Raw genomic sequence first — 16,890 nt, forward strand, 5'->3', positions numbered from 1 at the left:
GTCAAAATAACTGCATTTAGAAGCTTCTGTACAGCTAAATACTCGTGAAGAAGCAATAAGAAAGTTGATGTAATCAAGTTCAGTGCATTTAGGCGGATTTATTGCGTTCAACTCAAAGAGTTTTTTTGATTATATTTATTATAATATAGTAATGATCATATTTTAATATAATTTGCAGAAAAAAGATTCAACCGCGTAAGTCCTAAAATTTTTATAATATAACTCTTTATTATATCCTTTATCTCTTAACATCAATAAATAAATTCAAGGTTAAAATCCTATTCTTTATTCTTAGCAAAGTTTGAAGAAAATAATACAGTATATTAACTACGCAGCCTTTTATGATACCGTTAACTCTATATTTTGTAACCAAAAGCGTACAGTTTGTACTTTCCAGTCTCAGAAATATCACTTTTCTTAATATAATGGAAAAAGGTACGTAAACCTGGCATTTAAGGGGATCCCAGCTTGAATTTGCGGAAAATAGTTGAAATAAGCATAGCATGCAGGTCAAAAGAAATGCTTAGGGCAGATTTTCTTTGTCAGCTTTCAACTAAAGATCTGGTGGGATTTAATTGAGAGTTGCAATTATCACACAGGGAGTTTCCAATCTTTTTGAGTCTGTTGTCGGTTCAGAACATGAGGTAGTGGGAATTGTCGAGTGTGCTCCGGCAAAAGAACTAAATTCATTCCTCAAAGCAATAGGAAGGTTTTTTGCAGGCGTCTATTATTCACTCACCTTGAAGCCCTTAAATTTAAAAATCTTCTCCAAAAAAATGAAAACTCCTTATTATTACTTCAGGAAAGAAGACAGTGCAGGCCTCGAAAAATGGATGAAGAATATACAGCCCGATCTTGTAGTTGTGTATTCCATGTCTCATCTCTTGAAAGAGAACGTATTTAGTATCCCAAAATTTGGGACCATTAATATCCATTATTCCCATCTTCCGGAATACCGGGGGCCAGCTCCACTTTTCTGGGAATATTATGATTATGTTCTGAGTCCGGGAGTGACTCTTCATTATATCGATAAAGGTGAGGATACCGGAGATGTCATTTTCCAGGAAAGGATCTTTATAAATCCTGGTGAAAGACTCGAAGAAGTCAATCAAAAGTTATCTTTTACGGGAATAAAGTTGCTCTCTAAGATAATGGATACCATTGAGAATGGGAATGTTCCAAGAGTAAAACAGTCCTTAATAACTCCAACGGTGAGAGCGAGAAAAATTAAACCCGATGAATATAACGGACTCATAAGATGGAATGAATGGGATGTTGAGAGAGTATTTCATTTTTTAAACGGAACTCCGAGGTATCATTACACTCTGCTGAAAAAAACCAATCTGTACAAGCCTGTGCTCAAGATTGAAATTCTGGATAAGGAAAAATGTAATATTTCCGGATATGAAGTAGGGAAACTTTATAAGGAAAATTCAAAAAACTTTTTTGTTTGCAAAGATGGGAAAATCTATGTTAATATTATTCTTTCATTTGCAAATTTTCTTGACTGGGTTTACCTTTATATTTCCTGAGCGTGCTTTCTGTAATGCAGAATAAGGTCTTCAGCCCACCTCAGAGCTGCAGGCTCGAAGCCTATAATAGTTTCCTGGTCAAAAGATCCTTTTGAAGTAAGAAAATCAGCAGCCATGAAACGTTCGGTCTTAACCAGCATAGCAATCTTTATCTCATCCGTACAGAGAAAAAGCCTCTTATTTTCTGTGGCCAGATAAAGTTTCAGTTCTTTTCCGAAATCGGTTTTTAGTCTCTCATAGATTTTTCCTGTTATTATAAGGGTTATCTCGGTATCATCATCCTGGTTTGTCAGAAACATTTCGGAAAATATGGGATGGAATATTGATGAAAAAGAAAGTATTTTTCTTGATTTCCCTATATTCTCCAGAAACACGGCAGGAGGCTCAAAAATATTATCAGGATCAGGTCTAACAAGGAAACAGAACTTTAATTCATTTAGCCTTTCCAGGAAATTCCTGGGTAAGGCGGTGAGATCGCGCTCCTGCCAGTAACCATTATTTTCCTCAATGACCTGCAGAGTATCGAGCAGAGGTTCCATTTTTTCGACCAGAATCTCCGCAAGGGGAGTTAATCTGTATTCCCGGTCTTCCTGAAGAACCAGATGCTCATCCTTCAATTTTTTGATTTGAGGAAGCATGCCTGTCGGGTTAACATTCAGAGCATCTACAATTTCCTCTATCGTCTTTCCTCCATATCTGAGCAGGAGCAAAAGGTCTCTTCTTTTCTGGGACATAAAGAGTAGATCAATAAGGGCTTTGTCCATTGATTTCACTTTCCAGATCTTGCGCTTCTGCGAAAGATTCATTTTTTTCCTTCGGTTTTTCAGAAAGGATTTATAAAGGAACTTGCTGCTTCTATGAAATATACTTTGAAAACATTGAAATTAGCTTCAATCACATCCTATCAGTATGCGAAAGTTTCTAATTTAACTTTAAAGTATTTCTTTTTTAATCTTATCCTGTTCTTTTTTAATCTTTTCCTGTAATATCCTTTGACAAGATAAGAAACCTTAAAGTCTATAATCTAAATTATATAACTCAAATATAGAGCCTGGGAAGTGCATACTCCTTAACTGGTGAGTATCCTGACCATATTCCCGAATTCCGGATCAGGGAGGACTTTTCATAGAATCATTCAAATGTGTGCTTACAAATTGGGATTACATTTATAACTTGTGCCGAAATGTTTCAACGGAAATCAAACGTTCTGGATATGAACCGGACGTGATTATTGCACTTGCCAGGGGAGGATGGTTTGCCGGGCGAGTGCTTTGCGATTTTCTGGGGCTTGATGACCTATCCAGTCTGAAAATCGAGCACTATGTAGGAACCGCAGCTATCGATACCGGTGAGCCTTACATTCGATATCCCCTCTCGGACAATGTGATGGAAGGCAAAAGGGTACTTATCGTAGATGATATCGTTGATACCGGAGAAAGTATGATGAGCGCCAAAGCTTATGTGGAAAGCCGCAACCCCACGGAAGTCAGGACCGCTTCATTGCAGTACCTGGGGAGTTCGAAAATCGACCCTGATTATGTGGGCGAAAGACTCGAGGATTGGGCGTGGATTGTCTATCCCTGGAACTTCATGGAAGATATGATAAGCATCCTGACTAAATGCATGAGAAAAGACCCTAAAAAACCCTGGAGTCTTGAGGATCTCAAACACAGTCTTTACATAAACCATTCCCTGGACTCTGTTGTTTTTGAAATCACCCAGCCAGGAAGACTTCCGGAAGTTCTGGAAGAGATGGAGAGGGTGCGCAGGGTCAGTTCCGAAACTGTAAATGGAAAGAAGTGCTGGAGACTTTTATAAAAAGCCTTACTATATACTCTCCTTTTAAGAAAGCTAATATTCCAGGTTAATGCTAGAAAGCCGAAAGAGACTTACAACCGAAGGAGGTGCTTTTACTTTTGCTGGTTGGAGCTATCTCTTTCGTTTAAAAGCAGTTGTTAAGCCGTAAATACAAATATACATATCTGTTCAGGATATCTACTTAAAGTACTCAAAAATATTATTATTGCCCTCTGTATACCCGCATAAAATCTCGTTTCAGGATACCGAATATTGATCTAAGAGACCGAATTCGGTCTAAGATATCAAATGCAGATCGAAGATACCTAATACAGGATTACGTTACTTACAATAAATCAGTTCATTATCTATTACCGGTGAATTCATGCCCCACAGATGCACCAGATGCGGAACCATTTTTGAAGACGGAGATTCTGTCATCCTAAGCGGCTGCCCGAACTGCGGCTGGAATAAATTCCTTTATGTAAAAAAAGAATCAGAAGGTTCGGAAAACCAGGGAAGGCCTGTTCTGGAAGAACAGAAACTGGATCTGGAATCCTCTCTGGATGAAGTTGTCAGGAATATTGATGAGGCTCTTGCCTGTGAGCAGGAAAACATAAAGCAGGAACCCGAAGCCGAGAGGAAAACCGATGAAGAAAGAGTAGAGTCCGTAAGAATCCTTGGGCCCGGCTCCTACGAACTTAACCTGGAGTCTCTTTTTGAGAGAAAAGAACTCGTTATGGCAATCCGAGAGGAGGGATCTTATGCCCTGCATTTACCTTCGGTTTTCAACCAGCAGAAGGAAAAACAAAAGGAAAAAGCAAAATCTAAAAAGCAGAAATGATTTTTAAAATTTTCCGACGTTTTCCCGGAAATCTCTGGCTGGACATTTCTTGAGAAATGGTTTCCGAATAGTCTTTATGAAACAAAACATAAGGTCTATGCTTTTAGCCCGGAGAATAAAAGCTTTAGCTTACCTGTTTTCGTTACTTTTGTTCTAAATTTTCTCTTTAAGCGCTCTCCAGTATAACCGTCACTCCTTTTCATATGTTCTAACTTAATTATATAGATTAAATACAGTCTTAAATTAGAAACGTTCTTCTAGAAAGAGTTCAAATTTATACTCGACTTTAGTATTTTTTACTTTTATCTCTGAGTTGGGATCTAAATGAAAATCGGCATTGTCTGTAAAGTACTGATACTGGCAACATTCCTTGGACTGGCGGTTTTTTCAGGAATTTTTGTTCTGGTCGACAAGGAAGATAATATTGCTAAACATTCCGAAAAACAGTTCGTTGAAACTGTTTCTAACGAAAGTTCATTGAAGGGAATTACAGACACTCAAGATAACGATATAGTTCAGAAAGTAAATCTTCAGGATAATCCTGCTAATTCTCAGGATTACTGGGATGATTCCGAGACTTTTATAATTGATATTAAAAAATTCGAAGAATCTGCTGCAGGTGGAAATGTCAATATTCGATTACTGGAAAGAAACTTTGAGATAGAATTCGATGAGATCACAGTATCCAATGGGGGCGAATCCTGTCATTATTCCGGGCACGTTAGAGGCGTGCCTTACAGTAAAGCTGATTTTTATATTTATGGCGAGGTATTTTGTGGTTCAATCGAGTTTGGGGATCTGATGTATACCATTGCGGTAACTTCTGAAGAATACAATGGGAAAACCGTTCACGTCGCATTTTTAATAAACTGGGAAAATGAAAGAGATAAAATAAAAGACCTCTTAAATCCGTTAAGTTTCCTGCATGGCTCGGATTCAATGAAGAATTTGCCTGGATCCGGTGAAGGCAATAAACAGCATATCCTTTCCTACATGTGAATGACAACTTTTATTTTTGTGAGCTTGCACTTTAATCTGGCCTTTTGTTACCTGCACTTCAACCCAGTTTTGTTCTTATTTTATATTGTCTCATATCCAGTACTTTCTAATTTTTCCAGTGCCTTCTAATTTTTTGGTTGCGGTATAAGAATAACCGGCAATAGAAATTTTTATATATTATTGATGCTAACTATAGGTTACTATCTTATACATACTCCTTTCCAGCTAGTATTCCAGATGAAATCTCAGGCAGGAATTCACTTATTCCTGTCAGAATTTATTCAAGACTGGATATGTTATAATCTAAAAACATACAATAACAAAATTTGGCGTTATTGCCTTAATATCCCATACATTTAGACAATTATCCGAAGGGGAAAAATGGACCCGGCAAAATTACTTGACATCCTGGGGAATGAAAACCGCAGGAAGATTATACAACTTCTTGCAAACCGCCCTTGCTATGTCAGTGAGATCTCTGGCAGGTTGGGAGTAGGGCCAAAAGCCATAATAAGTCATCTGGGTCTGCTTGAACAGGCAGGACTTATAGAGTGCAGTGTGGATGAACAGAGGCGCAAGTATTTCAACATCGCAAACAATATGCGGCTTGAAGTGTCCGTATCTCCGTATGCCTATACGGTGACGCTTCACGACATTGATTTTGACAGGGCGAAAAAAGGTGAGACTCCTGCGAAAAAGGAAACTCCTGCCAGGGAAGACTCGTCGGCTTTATTTCTTAAATTGAGCAGCAGACTTCAGGAGCTCAAGGCAAGGCAAGAAGAACTGGCACAGATGCAGCAGCAACTCCAGGCTGAGTATACAGAAATTATGGACCTTTGTCTGGGCTCAATCGAAGAGGTTGCCAGGAATCCTCTAGAGTGTGAACTCCTGTTTGAGCTTCTGAAGAATGAAACCACTTTAGCTACCCTATGTTACAACCTGCGCTTACACCCAAGTGTTATTAACGCTAAGCTGATAGACCTTGCAGAGAGGGGTTTTATTGAATATAGTATCAAAAATAACCAGCATTACTGGAAAATACGTGAGACCGGAGTTGAGAACGAATGATTGAAGAAACGAATTTGAGAGTTGCTGAAGCTTATCATAAGGATGTGGGCAGGGGAATTGCGAGAATTGACACCCGGCTGATGCAGCAGATGGAGCTTGTAAGCGGGGACATAATTGAGATCTCAGGAAGAGCCAAGACCTACGCAATTGTCTGGCCAAATGTAGAGCGTGACCAGGAAAATCGGATTCGTATCGACGGAAACTTGCGCAGCAATGCAAAAGTAGGAATTGACGATAGGGTTATGATCCAGAAAGTCCAGGCAAAACACGCTCAGAGAGTTACCCTTGCTCCTTCTCAGCCTGTGAGACTTGTCGGAGGTGCTCACTACATTCTCAGAATTATTGAGGGGAGGCCTTTGAATAAAGGTCAGCAGATCAGAGTAGAAACCGTAAATAATCCCCTTACCTTTGTGGTTGCATCTACAAGGCCTGCAGGCCCTGTTGTCGTTACCAAGGATACTGAAATCGTTATCAAGGAGAAATCGGTTGAGGAGATCAAGGTTCCAGAAGGCATTTCTTATGAGGATATCGGTGGGCTCAGGCGGGAAATTCAGCTTGTCAGGGAAATGATTGAGCTGCCACTAAGGCATCCTGAACTCTTCCAGAAGCTTGGCATTGAGCCTCCCAAAGGAGTACTGCTTCACGGGCCTCCGGGCACGGGAAAAACATTGATCGCAAAGGCAGTTGCAAGTGAAACCGATGCCAATTTCATTACTATCAGCGGTCCTGAAATCGTTTCCAAATACTACGGAGAAAGCGAGCATAAACTCCGGGAAATATTTGAGGAGGCTGAAAAAGATGCGCCTTCTATCATCTTCATAGATGAGATCGATTCCATTGCCCCCAAACGCGGTGAAGTTACAGGAGAAATGGAACGCAGGGTAGTTGCCCAACTGCTTTCCCTCATGGACGGGCTTAAGTCCAGAGGTGAGGTCGTTGTAATTGCTGCCACAAACCGCCCGAACTCCATAGATGAAGCTCTCCGCCGCGGTGGAAGGTTTGACAGGGAAATTGAAATAGGAATCCCTGACCGGAACGGCAGGAAGCAAATTCTTCTCATTCACACAAGAGGTATGCCAATTGAACAGGATGTAAGCCTCGGTGAAATTGCAGATGTGACCCATGGTTTCGTAGGAGCTGATTTATCTTCCCTGTGTAAGGAAGCTGCAATGCATGCCTTGAGAAGGATAACTCCCGAAATAGATATCGAAGAAGAGATTCCGCAGGAAATTCTTGATAACCTCGTAGTCACCAAAGAGGATTTCAGGGAAGCCCTGAAGAATATCGAGCCTTCGGCAATGAGGGAGGTTTACGTTGAGGTTCCGCACGTGGGCTGGGATGATATTGGAGGACTTGAAAATGCAAAACAGGAACTTATTGAGGCTGTAGAGTGGCCCCTGAAATACCCTGAAATTTTCAGCGCTATCAGTGTAAAACCCCCCAGAGGAATATTGCTCTTTGGGCCTCCAGGTACGGGTAAAACTCTGCTTGCAAAAGCTGTTGCCAGTGAAAGCGAAGCCAATTTCATCAGCATCAAAGGTCCGGAACTGCTCAGTAAATACGTGGGTGAATCCGAACGTGCAATCAGGGAAACCTTCAGGAAAGCAAAACAGGCTGCCCCGACGGTTATCTTCTTTGACGAGATCGATTCCATTGCTCCTCAGAGAAGCTCTGTTTCAGATACGCATGTGTCCGAAAGAGTTGTTAGCCAGATCCTTACCGAACTGGACGGAGTAGAGGAACTCAAGGATGTGATCATTGTTGCGGCTACGAACCGGCCTGATATGGTAGACCCTGCTCTCCTGAGGCCTGGCCGCTTTGACAGACTCATCTATATCAAGCCGCCTGAGAAAACAGGCAGAGAAAAGATCTTTGAGATCCATACACAGGGGAAACCCCTTGAAGAAGACGTTAATCTCTCCGAACTTGCTGATCTGACCGAAGGGTATGTGGGTGCAGATATCGAGGGGATTTGCAGAGAGGCTGCGATGCTGGCTCTGAGGGAGATAGTTACTCCAGGAGTTGGCAGAAAGGATATTGAGAAACGGGCAGGAGAAGTCAGGATTTCAAAGAAACACTTTGAACGCGCAATCCGCCGTGTAAAGCCTACGACATCCAGGGAAAGTCTCGCGGCTTATGAACAGAGCGCTGAACTCTTTGCTAGATATGCAACTGCATTTGAAGAGGAAGCTTCCGAAGCTGAAGAACAGGAAAAAGAAATCGAACCTAAAAATGTTCCGGGTTTCTTTGAGGCTGAATAAGCCAGCCTCTGACAGGTCGGCAAATCCCGGCCTTTTTAATTTCCAAAGCTTCAAGAACTACTGAAAAGAATAATGGCTGATTCGATTAAGATTCACCTGATAATGAAATTACGAATGGATAAATTAATAACGGAGTGGTCATATGGACAGAGACAGGAAAAAAAGAAGAAATTTCTTCGATGAAGTCTTCGGAATCGACCCGCTTGAGGATATGGACGAAATGTTCGAACGCCTTAGCAGAGCAATGGGTATGAGTGTGGAAAACTTCGGGCAGCATCCTTTCGTCTACGGATTTTCCGTAACCCAGAGGCCAGGAGAAGATCCTGAGATCCGTGAATTCGGGAATATTCCTATGTTTGAGCAGACAGAGACCGGAGAAAGGCGTTATCTTGACATAAGAAAACCCCTGATTGATGTACTGGAAGCCGAAGAGACCGTGCACGTGATTGCCGAGATTCCAGGCATCGAAAAAGAAAACATCAGACTGAACGCAACTGATTTAATACTTGACATCGAAACAATATATGGGAATCCAAAATATTCCGAACGTGTGGAACTGCCCGTAAAGGTGGACCCCCAGAGTGCGAAAGCCACATACAAAAATGGTGTGCTGGAAGTTACCTTTAAGAGGCTGGAATCCAGTTCCCGAACCTCAATAAATATTGAGTGACTTTTCGGGAGTTGCACTATAAGTGCAACAGCACGAGGAAAAGTAGAGGTAATAATGGTGGGCACAAGAAAAAGAAAGGATTTCTTTGAAGATTTTGGATCTGAACTCTTTGACAACCTGGAAGAAATGATCGAAGCCCTCCTGGAAGATATGGGAGAGTCCGTCCCCTTCGTCTACGGATTTTCTATCATTCGTCGCCCGGGGGAAGACCCCGAACTCCGGGAGTTCGGAAACGTTCCGGAACATTCTGAAGATGAAGAGAATCTCTTCCCCTCCGAAATAAGAGACCCTTTAATTGATATCTTTGAAAGCGAAGAACTGGTACACGTACTTGCAGAACTCCCGGATATTGAGAAGGAAGATCTCCTGCTGCATGCGACTGCTCAAAATCTCGAAATAAGGATTCTTGGGGCTTCCGAATATTCGCAGGATATAGAGCTTCCGGCCCGCGTGGATCCCAGGAGTGCAAAAGCCAGCTATAAAAATGGAGTGCTTGAAGTTACCTTCAGGCGCTGTGCTGAAGAAAGACCCGTTGAAATCGAAATTAACTGATTTTAACGGATTTGAAGAGCTGAGTGAAGGATTACAACAGAAAAACGTACTGGAAAAGCTTGAAATTTGTAATCGGAAAAGCCCCTTCTGAAGTCCTGATGACATTACATCTCGAACAGCAGTTAAAAACAGATAGTATGCAGAAGGTTCTACAGAGAAAATTACTCTGGTAATCTAAGCAAATATATTTTTAATGCATACTATTTATGCTCTATTTATATATGCGCTTCTACACCTATTTTAATTGATTTTAATGTTTATATTTTCCTTTTTTGATCTTATCGATTGTCTTCTGCCTTGTTTAACGAATTAAATTTTACGAGTTAGCCCTTCTCCTCTTTATCACCATATTATCATAATGCTTCCTGCACTATTTTTCAATTATCCTATTTCAATCTCATATCTCATTTCTCTTCTGAATCTGCTCGCATTGAGGCTCTAAACAATAATAGATCTGAACTATTGAGGACACTATAGAGCTAAATACCATATATCTTACAAAATAGTTCTGTTTCGTAAATTAGTATAAAAAGGATTTGAGTGATTATAAAAAACGATTAAAAAATTTGACATCCTTTGTTATAAACTTTATAACCGTAGACTTTTGCATAAATTATTGTACTTTTGAGAAGAAAAAAACCACAAAATATATACGCATGATTATTTAACAGGGAATCTGTAGTCCCAAAATAAAAAAAGCATGTGTGGTCGAGGACGAAAACTCAAGACATTAATTCTGGCTAAAAGAAAACTTAATTCCGCAACTTTTAAGCCCGATATGAGTCTTGTGCAGGAGGTGCTGGATAACCGTGCATTAGTTCGAAAAATAGAGAAGGTCTCATCGCTAGAAAAACTCAATTTTATGCGAATAAGAAAGATAAAAGTGACAAAATAACTATGTGATCATTTTGTGAGATGGTAAAATATTATCTCCTAAAGCTTAGATCAAAAGTATTCCTCTTCAAGCGCCAGAAAATAAATCCAATTAAGTTCCCATCGGGAGCAAATTGAAAAATCTTTCTCATACGCATGGATATTGAATTGATCTATGGAATAATAAATAGGAAAAACCTTCAAAAAACTAAAAAATTAGGGACTTTTCAGTGTTTAGTAGTAATAAGTCATCAGGCTTTTGTAATCTACAGTGCTCACAATTAACAATTGTATTTTATTAATAAACAGTATACTTGTTACGCGTTTCATATATTAATCAACTATTTTATCCCCTTAAAAACAGAGTTTTACGCTGTTTAGAGGGTTCAAATGTATACGATATAGTCTACAGGCTTACTTTACTGTGAACACTATAGACTACTATAGACTAAGTAGTAAAGGAGGAAAAAATTAATGGGTCTTGAACCAGGAATCTTAGCTGGATTTCTTGTAATATTTATTGCCGTACTTCTCGGCCCTTTTAAGGTACACGTTATTGAAGAAAATCTGGAAGTTTTTCTGTTTGTCTGCGGAATTGCGGCAATGACCATCTCGGGTTTTGTCGAAATCCCAGGTACAGAAACAGGCTGGAGAATGGAGATAATCGAAGAAGCATTGACTTCTCCGCTTAATTCTTTAGATATTGGCGGTATTCCAATAGGCATATTCCAGATAGTGCTCATAGTCGGCTTAATTATCTATAAATGGCATGAGCCGATTCATAAAGCAATCCGGAAAATGGCCAATGCGCTTTCTCTTAAAATTATGGCTTTTATCCTGATTGCCGTCCTTGGTCTATTTTCCAGTGTAATGTCCGCCATTCTTGCGGCAATCATTCTCGTTGAGATGGTTAATGCACTGCCTCTCTCACGAAAGTCCAAGATCGACCTGACAGTCATTGCCTGTTTCTCGATCGGACTCGGCGCTGCGCTTACCCCCCTTGGAGAACCTCTTTCGACAATAGCTATCTCAAAGCTCTCTGGTGCACCTTACCATGCCAGTTTCATGTTCTTATTTAATATGCTGGGCAAATATATCATTCCAGGAATCTTTGCATATGGTATTATTGGAATGTTTTTCCTTGGAAAAGTTGATATGAAGGACTCTGGAATGAAAGCTGAAGATTATAACGAAACTGTGAAAGATGTCGTAATGAGAGCTGTTAAGGTCTATCTGTTTATCATGGCTCTGACATTTCTCGGAGATGGTTTCAAGCCTATCATATTCGAATACTTCATACAAATACCTTCCACTGTACTTTACTGGGTTAACATGGTCTCAGCTATCCTGGATAATGCTACCCTTGCAGCCGCTGAAATTGGGCCAGCTATGAGTGAATTACAGATAAAGAGTATTCTTATGGGGCTTTTAATTGCAGGCGGAATGCTGATCCCAGGAAATATCCCGAACATCATCTCTGCAGGCAAACTGGGTATAACCAGCAAAGAATGGGCAAGACTTGGAGTACCTATGGGTCTTGTCTCAATGGGTATTTACTTCGTCATCATCTTTGTGCTTAAGATCTAAACTTAAAATTCGCCTTGGCCTATTATGAATTCAGTTCCAGAGTCGGTAAATTCAAAGCTGAATGTTCTCGGATTCTGGAACCGAATCTTAACACAGATCAGTAATTAATAAAAACGATTGCAATTTTATCGTATTTTCTTCAAAATCTTGGAGGAAATAAATTTCACCGACCTGCTAAAATTGAGCATTTAGCCAAATTAAAAAACGTACTTAAGAAATTACTTAACTTATTTTCAGTGGCAAAATTCTCATACTTTTAGCTGGAGAGTTCTCCCCTGAATTTGAAGAAGATACCATTTATTAGATTAAGCTTCTCAATACTGTTTTTCAATTGTGATTTTTCTATATTGTGATCAGGAATTGATATTTTTATTTACTATTTTCATTCTGCGTCATAATTCTTGCCAGGTTAAATCTTTCGTATTTTCTTAAAATATTATCAAGCTTTGATCACTTTTTCTCTTAAATTTAGCAGGTCTTTTTCTTTGTTGTGTGAAGCCTGCAGTTCGCAATCAGGTAGGAGTTTCCTAAATGCAATAAGAACAAAGAAAAAACTTATCTCCTCCAGAAGCCTGAGACAACTTTTCCAGAGATATACGACTAAAATCTATCGCGAAATATGGAGTGATTTAAATCCTTTACTCTAAGTAGGCATCAAAAACACTATATTGTCTCTTCCTGTCTGAATTAAGTTTAAACTAAAATTTTTTTACTCAATATCAACTATTACAGATAAAACTATTTCAAAAATTGGCTCGGCACATGAAATAGTGTAAAGCTGCACGATTTTATATGATTTCGGATCGAAAGTAATTTCTGCCAATAACAAAAATGCAGTCTGGGCAAAGTTCTCAACAAAAAGTAAATAAAGTTATTTGTAAAAAATATAAAGATCTAATTGAATATTAAGGATAATATATTATCAAAGAATAAATAGAGTAATCTTTATAAGACTAAAACATTCTAGGCTCTAACACTGTTTAACTGTAAGTTGTTCAGAATTTTATAGTCTAGCATAGTATTAAAGGAGGAAAAAAGTAATGGCTCTTGAAGTAGGAGTTTTAATCGGATATCTTGTAATATTCCTGGCCGTGTTGCTAGGACCTTTTAAGATACACGTTATTGAGGAAAATCTGGAACCATTTCTGCTTGTGTGCGGAATAGCAGCAATGACTCTTTCAGGTTTTACCGAAATTCCGGGCGAAGAGATGGGCTGGAATTCAGAGATAATTATGGAAGCATTGACTGCGCCGCTGCATGTCGGAGACATAGCTGGCATTCCAATCGGCATATTCCAGATCGTGCTGGTCGTCGGCTTGATTATCTATAAATGGCATTCCCCAATCCATAAAGTAATCAGAAAATTAACTGACATGCTTTCTGTTAAAGTTTTAGGTTTTATTCTTATTGTTGGTCTTGGTTTATCTTCCAGTGTGATGTCGGCTATTCTTGCGGCAATCATTCTTGTTGAAGTCGTTAATGCAATGCCTCTCTCGCGAAAGTCCAAGGTAGACCTTACAATCGTTGCATGTTTCTCAATCGGGCTTGGTGCGGCACTTACCCCTCTCGGCGAACCTCTTTCAACAATCGCCATCTCAAAACTAGCGGGTGAACCTTATCATGCAGGATTCACTTTCTTACTTGATATGCTGGGCAAATACATTATCCCAGGTATCTTTGCATATGGTATCATTGGAATGTTTTTCCTCGGAAAAGTCAGTCCAAAAGACCAGGGAATGGCAGCAGCCGATTATAACGAGACCGTGAAGGATGTCATAATGAGAGCTGTTAAGGTTTACGTATTTATCGCAGCGCTCGTGTTGCTCGGAGAAGGTTTCAAGCCCATTATACTTGAATACTTTATCCAGATTCCTTCAGGTATTCTTTACTGGGTTAATATGGTCTCAGCCATCCTCGATAACGCTACCTTGGCAGCTGCTGAGATAGGACCTGCTCTTAGCGAACTCCAGATTAAGAGTATACTTATGGGACTTTTAATTGCAGGTGGGATGCTGATCCCAGGAAACATCCCGAACATCATTTCCGCAGGTAAACTTGGTATTACCAGCAAGGAATGGGCAAGACTTGGAGTGCCTCTTGGGCTTATCTCAATGGCTATCTATTTCGTCATTATTTTTGTGCTTGGAGTATAAGCTCAAAATTTGACCCATTGCCTGAGGTGGATTAAGTTTCAAAATCCAGTAATAATAAAATTAATAATCACTGGGTCTTGAAACAAAATCACACCTTTCAAAACAATATAAAACTAATTTATCTTACAATATTCTCTTCAAATTCGTAGGAAAAACGTTTAAGAATTTACTGGTACTTTGAGAATTTAGTCAGATCGGAAAAACATATTAAAGAGACCTTTTTGATTTCTCAAATGCCAGAGTTCTCATATCTTTTAATTCGAAGTTCTCCCTTGAATTTGAAGACTATACCACTTTTTTCAATTGGATTCTTATTGTGTCTTTCAATTCATTTGTCAGTATTGTAGCTGATCAACGAGACTTTTCGCGATTCTTTTAATTTTAATCGATTTTAATAAGTTCTGACCGAAATATGTGGGAAATAAGAATGGATTTCGACGATTTCACACGTTTATATAAGTCTGACTCTCTCGCTGACTATATTTCAGATTGAATTTTTATGCTTAATATTAACTACTGCGTACATAATCAGGTATGATTATTAATGAAATATGACAGCTTAATAAATTCTTGTTCCTAAAAATTCAGTTCAAGACCATGTTTTATTAACGTAAGAAAATGTATTTTTGAGAAGCTAGCAATCCAAACCAAGCTTAACTTTTTTTTCAAAGGCTAGGACGTTAAATTGAATATAAACGGAATAAATATATTATAGAATAATATATTATAGGCTAATAAATAATAAAACAGGTCATCTGAATGCCCAGACATTCTAGACTTTGTAATATTTAACAGTAAATAAGTCCCCCCAGGCAGTTTATAAACCAGAATTTACCAGAGGAGGAAAAAGTAATGGCTCTTGACCTAGGAGTTTTAATTGGATTTCTAGTAATATTCCTGGCCGTATTATTTGGGCCTTTTAAGATACACGCTATTGAGGAAAATCTGGAAGTATTCCTGCTTATTTGCGGAGTGCTTGCAATGACCCTGTCAGGCTTTGCCCGGATTCCAGGCATAGAGACAGGCTGGAGTTCGGAGATTATCCGCGAAGCAGTAACCGCGCCGCTGCACGTTGGAGACATAGCCGGCATTCCAATCGGTATTTTCCAGATAGTGCTGGTTGTCGGATTGCTTATATACAAATGGCATACCCCGATCCACAAAGCAATCCGAAAATTAACCGACATACTTTCTGTTAAAGTTTTAGGGTTTCTTCTTATTGTTGTCCTTGGCTTATCATCCAGTGTTATGTCGGCTATTCTTGCGGCAATTATTCTCGTTGAAGTAGTTAACGCAATGCCTCTCTCGCGAAAGTCCAAGATAGACCTTACAATCATTGCATGTTTCTCAATCGGGCTTGGCGCGGCACTTACCCCCCTCGGAGAACCACTTTCAACAATTGCAGTCTCAAAACTATCCGGAGCACCTTACTATGCAGGGTTTGATTTTTTATTTAATATGCTTGGCATCTACATCTTCCCAGGTATCCTTGCATTTGGTATTATTGGAGTTTTCTTCCTTGGAAAGGCTGATACGAAAGCGCATGAAATGGAATCAGCAGATTATAATGAGACTGCAAAAGACGTCATAATGAGAGCTGTTAAAGTTTACGTGTTCATTGCCGCACTTGTACTGCTTGGTGAAGGCTTCAAGCCCATTATCTTTGAATACTTCATCCAGATCCCGTCCGTGGCTCTCTACTGGATTAATATGGTTTCGGCGGTTCTTGACAATGCAACCTTAGCGGCTGCTGAAATCGGACCTGCTCTTAGCGAGTTTCAGATAAAAAGCATACTTATGGGGCTTCTAATATCAGGCGGAATGCTGATCCCTGGAAATATCCCGAACATCATCTCTGCGAGCAAACTGGGTATAACCAGCAAGGAATGGGCAAGACTTGGATTACCTCTCGGACTTGTCTCAATGGCGGTATACTTCGTTGTACTGTTTGTACTCAATATCTGATACAAAATATGACCTTTTAATCGGTACATCTAACCTGGTACAGCAGTCCAACCGAATAGCAGTTTCAAACGCACGAGAAAAAAGTCTCAGGATGCAAAAAGTCTCAGATTGCATCGAGAAATTTATGAATTTAGCCAAATCCGAAAAACAAACTTAAGAGATCCCCTAAACTCCCTAAGTGGAGAGTAAAATCGTTAGATATTGTCACCACTTCGAATAACATAACATTATTTCATGCATTTGATTATTCCATAATGAAAGTAATTATTTTATTATGGACATGATTTTTGTTTGTTATTTTTAAGGGTGACCATATTTTTCCATTCAGAAAATTCTACCTGGAATTTGAAACGATAATACTCCATTACTTACAGGTGATATATCAGAGCACTTTAACTTAAGACATTTGAGATATTTAGTTTTTAAATAAGCTATAAAAATTAGTTTTTGAATAAGCTATAAAAGCTTTAGAGATTCCGACATCTTCTGAATCTCATTATCCCCCTGCTCTTTCATCTTCTAGGAAGAAATTCCTTATTTTACTCTCTTGCTGTGCCTTTCTGCTTTTCGCTTCAATTTACTTCATTCA

Annotated in this window: 12 protein-coding genes; 11 read left to right on the forward strand and 1 reads right to left on the reverse strand. The window is 39.3% G+C overall.

What is annotated here, in order from left to right; translation table 11 throughout:
- The first annotated feature begins 575 nt into the window (after positions 1 to 575).
- A complete protein-coding gene (locus ACPK8D_RS16185; protein WP_424718885.1) occupies positions 576 to 1,532 on the forward strand; it encodes a methionyl-tRNA formyltransferase in 957 nt (318 codons plus the stop codon).
- Here ACPK8D_RS16185 and ACPK8D_RS16190 read toward each other — a convergent pair.
- Positions 1,520 to 2,338 (reverse strand): helix-turn-helix transcriptional regulator, encoded by an 819-nt coding sequence (locus ACPK8D_RS16190; protein ID WP_424718886.1) that lies wholly within the window; start codon positions 2,336 to 2,338, stop codon positions 1,520 to 1,522. The genes ACPK8D_RS16185 and ACPK8D_RS16190 overlap by 13 nt on opposite strands.
- Positions 2,339 to 2,675: 337 nt before the next feature.
- Between ACPK8D_RS16190 and ACPK8D_RS16195 the strand changes: the two genes are divergently transcribed.
- The 10 genes from ACPK8D_RS16195 to ACPK8D_RS16240 all read left to right on the forward strand — a co-directional run bounded on the left by ACPK8D_RS16195 (position 2,676) and on the right by ACPK8D_RS16240 (position 16,301).
- Positions 2,676 to 3,350, forward strand: a complete 675-nt coding sequence (locus ACPK8D_RS16195; RefSeq protein WP_424718887.1) for a phosphoribosyltransferase — start codon at positions 2,676 to 2,678, stop codon at positions 3,348 to 3,350.
- Positions 3,351 to 3,714: 364 nt separating this feature from the next.
- Positions 3,715 to 4,173: a Zn-ribbon domain-containing protein gene (locus ACPK8D_RS16200; protein ID WP_424718888.1), complete on the forward strand. Its 459-nt coding sequence runs from the start codon at positions 3,715 to 3,717 to the stop codon at positions 4,171 to 4,173.
- Positions 4,174 to 4,497: 324 nt separating this feature from the next.
- Positions 4,498 to 5,172 carry a hypothetical protein gene (locus ACPK8D_RS16205; RefSeq protein WP_424718889.1) on the forward strand — a complete coding sequence of 225 codons (675 nt, stop codon included), beginning with the start codon at positions 4,498 to 4,500 and terminating at the stop codon, positions 5,170 to 5,172.
- 381 nt (positions 5,173 to 5,553) lie between these two features.
- The gene (locus ACPK8D_RS16210; RefSeq protein WP_424718890.1) at positions 5,554 to 6,240 is read left to right on the forward strand and encodes an ArsR/SmtB family transcription factor; all 687 of its coding nucleotides are present in this window, start codon (positions 5,554 to 5,556) and stop codon (positions 6,238 to 6,240) included.
- Positions 6,237 to 8,501, forward strand: coding sequence for a CDC48 family AAA ATPase (locus ACPK8D_RS16215; RefSeq protein WP_424718891.1), 2,265 nt, complete (start codon positions 6,237 to 6,239; stop codon positions 8,499 to 8,501). Before ACPK8D_RS16210 ends, ACPK8D_RS16215 begins: the two co-directional genes overlap by 4 nt.
- 142 nt (positions 8,502 to 8,643) lie before the next feature.
- On the forward strand, positions 8,644 to 9,171 hold the full coding sequence (gene hsp20, locus ACPK8D_RS16220) for an archaeal heat shock protein Hsp20 (protein WP_424718892.1): 528 nt from the start codon (positions 8,644 to 8,646) through the stop codon (positions 9,169 to 9,171).
- A 54-nt stretch (positions 9,172 to 9,225) separates the two neighbouring features.
- A complete protein-coding gene (locus ACPK8D_RS16225; RefSeq protein WP_424718893.1) occupies positions 9,226 to 9,723 on the forward strand; it encodes an Hsp20/alpha crystallin family protein in 498 nt (165 codons plus the stop codon).
- A gap of 1,347 nt (positions 9,724 to 11,070) precedes the next feature.
- Positions 11,071 to 12,183 (forward strand): DUF1646 family protein, encoded by a 1,113-nt coding sequence (locus tag ACPK8D_RS16230; RefSeq protein ID WP_424718894.1) that lies wholly within the window; start codon positions 11,071 to 11,073, stop codon positions 12,181 to 12,183.
- A gap of 1,040 nt (positions 12,184 to 13,223) precedes the next feature.
- Positions 13,224 to 14,336 carry a DUF1646 family protein gene (locus ACPK8D_RS16235; RefSeq protein WP_424718895.1) on the forward strand — a complete coding sequence of 371 codons (1,113 nt, stop codon included), beginning with the start codon at positions 13,224 to 13,226 and terminating at the stop codon, positions 14,334 to 14,336.
- 852 nt (positions 14,337 to 15,188) lie between these two features.
- A complete protein-coding gene (locus tag ACPK8D_RS16240; RefSeq protein ID WP_424718896.1) occupies positions 15,189 to 16,301 on the forward strand; it encodes a DUF1646 family protein in 1,113 nt (370 codons plus the stop codon).
- The last annotated feature ends 589 nt before the right edge of the window (positions 16,302 to 16,890 follow it).

The sequence above is a fragment of the Methanosarcina sp. genome, assembly GCF_049706645.1.
Lineage (GTDB): Archaea > Halobacteriota > Methanosarcinia > Methanosarcinales > Methanosarcinaceae > Methanosarcina.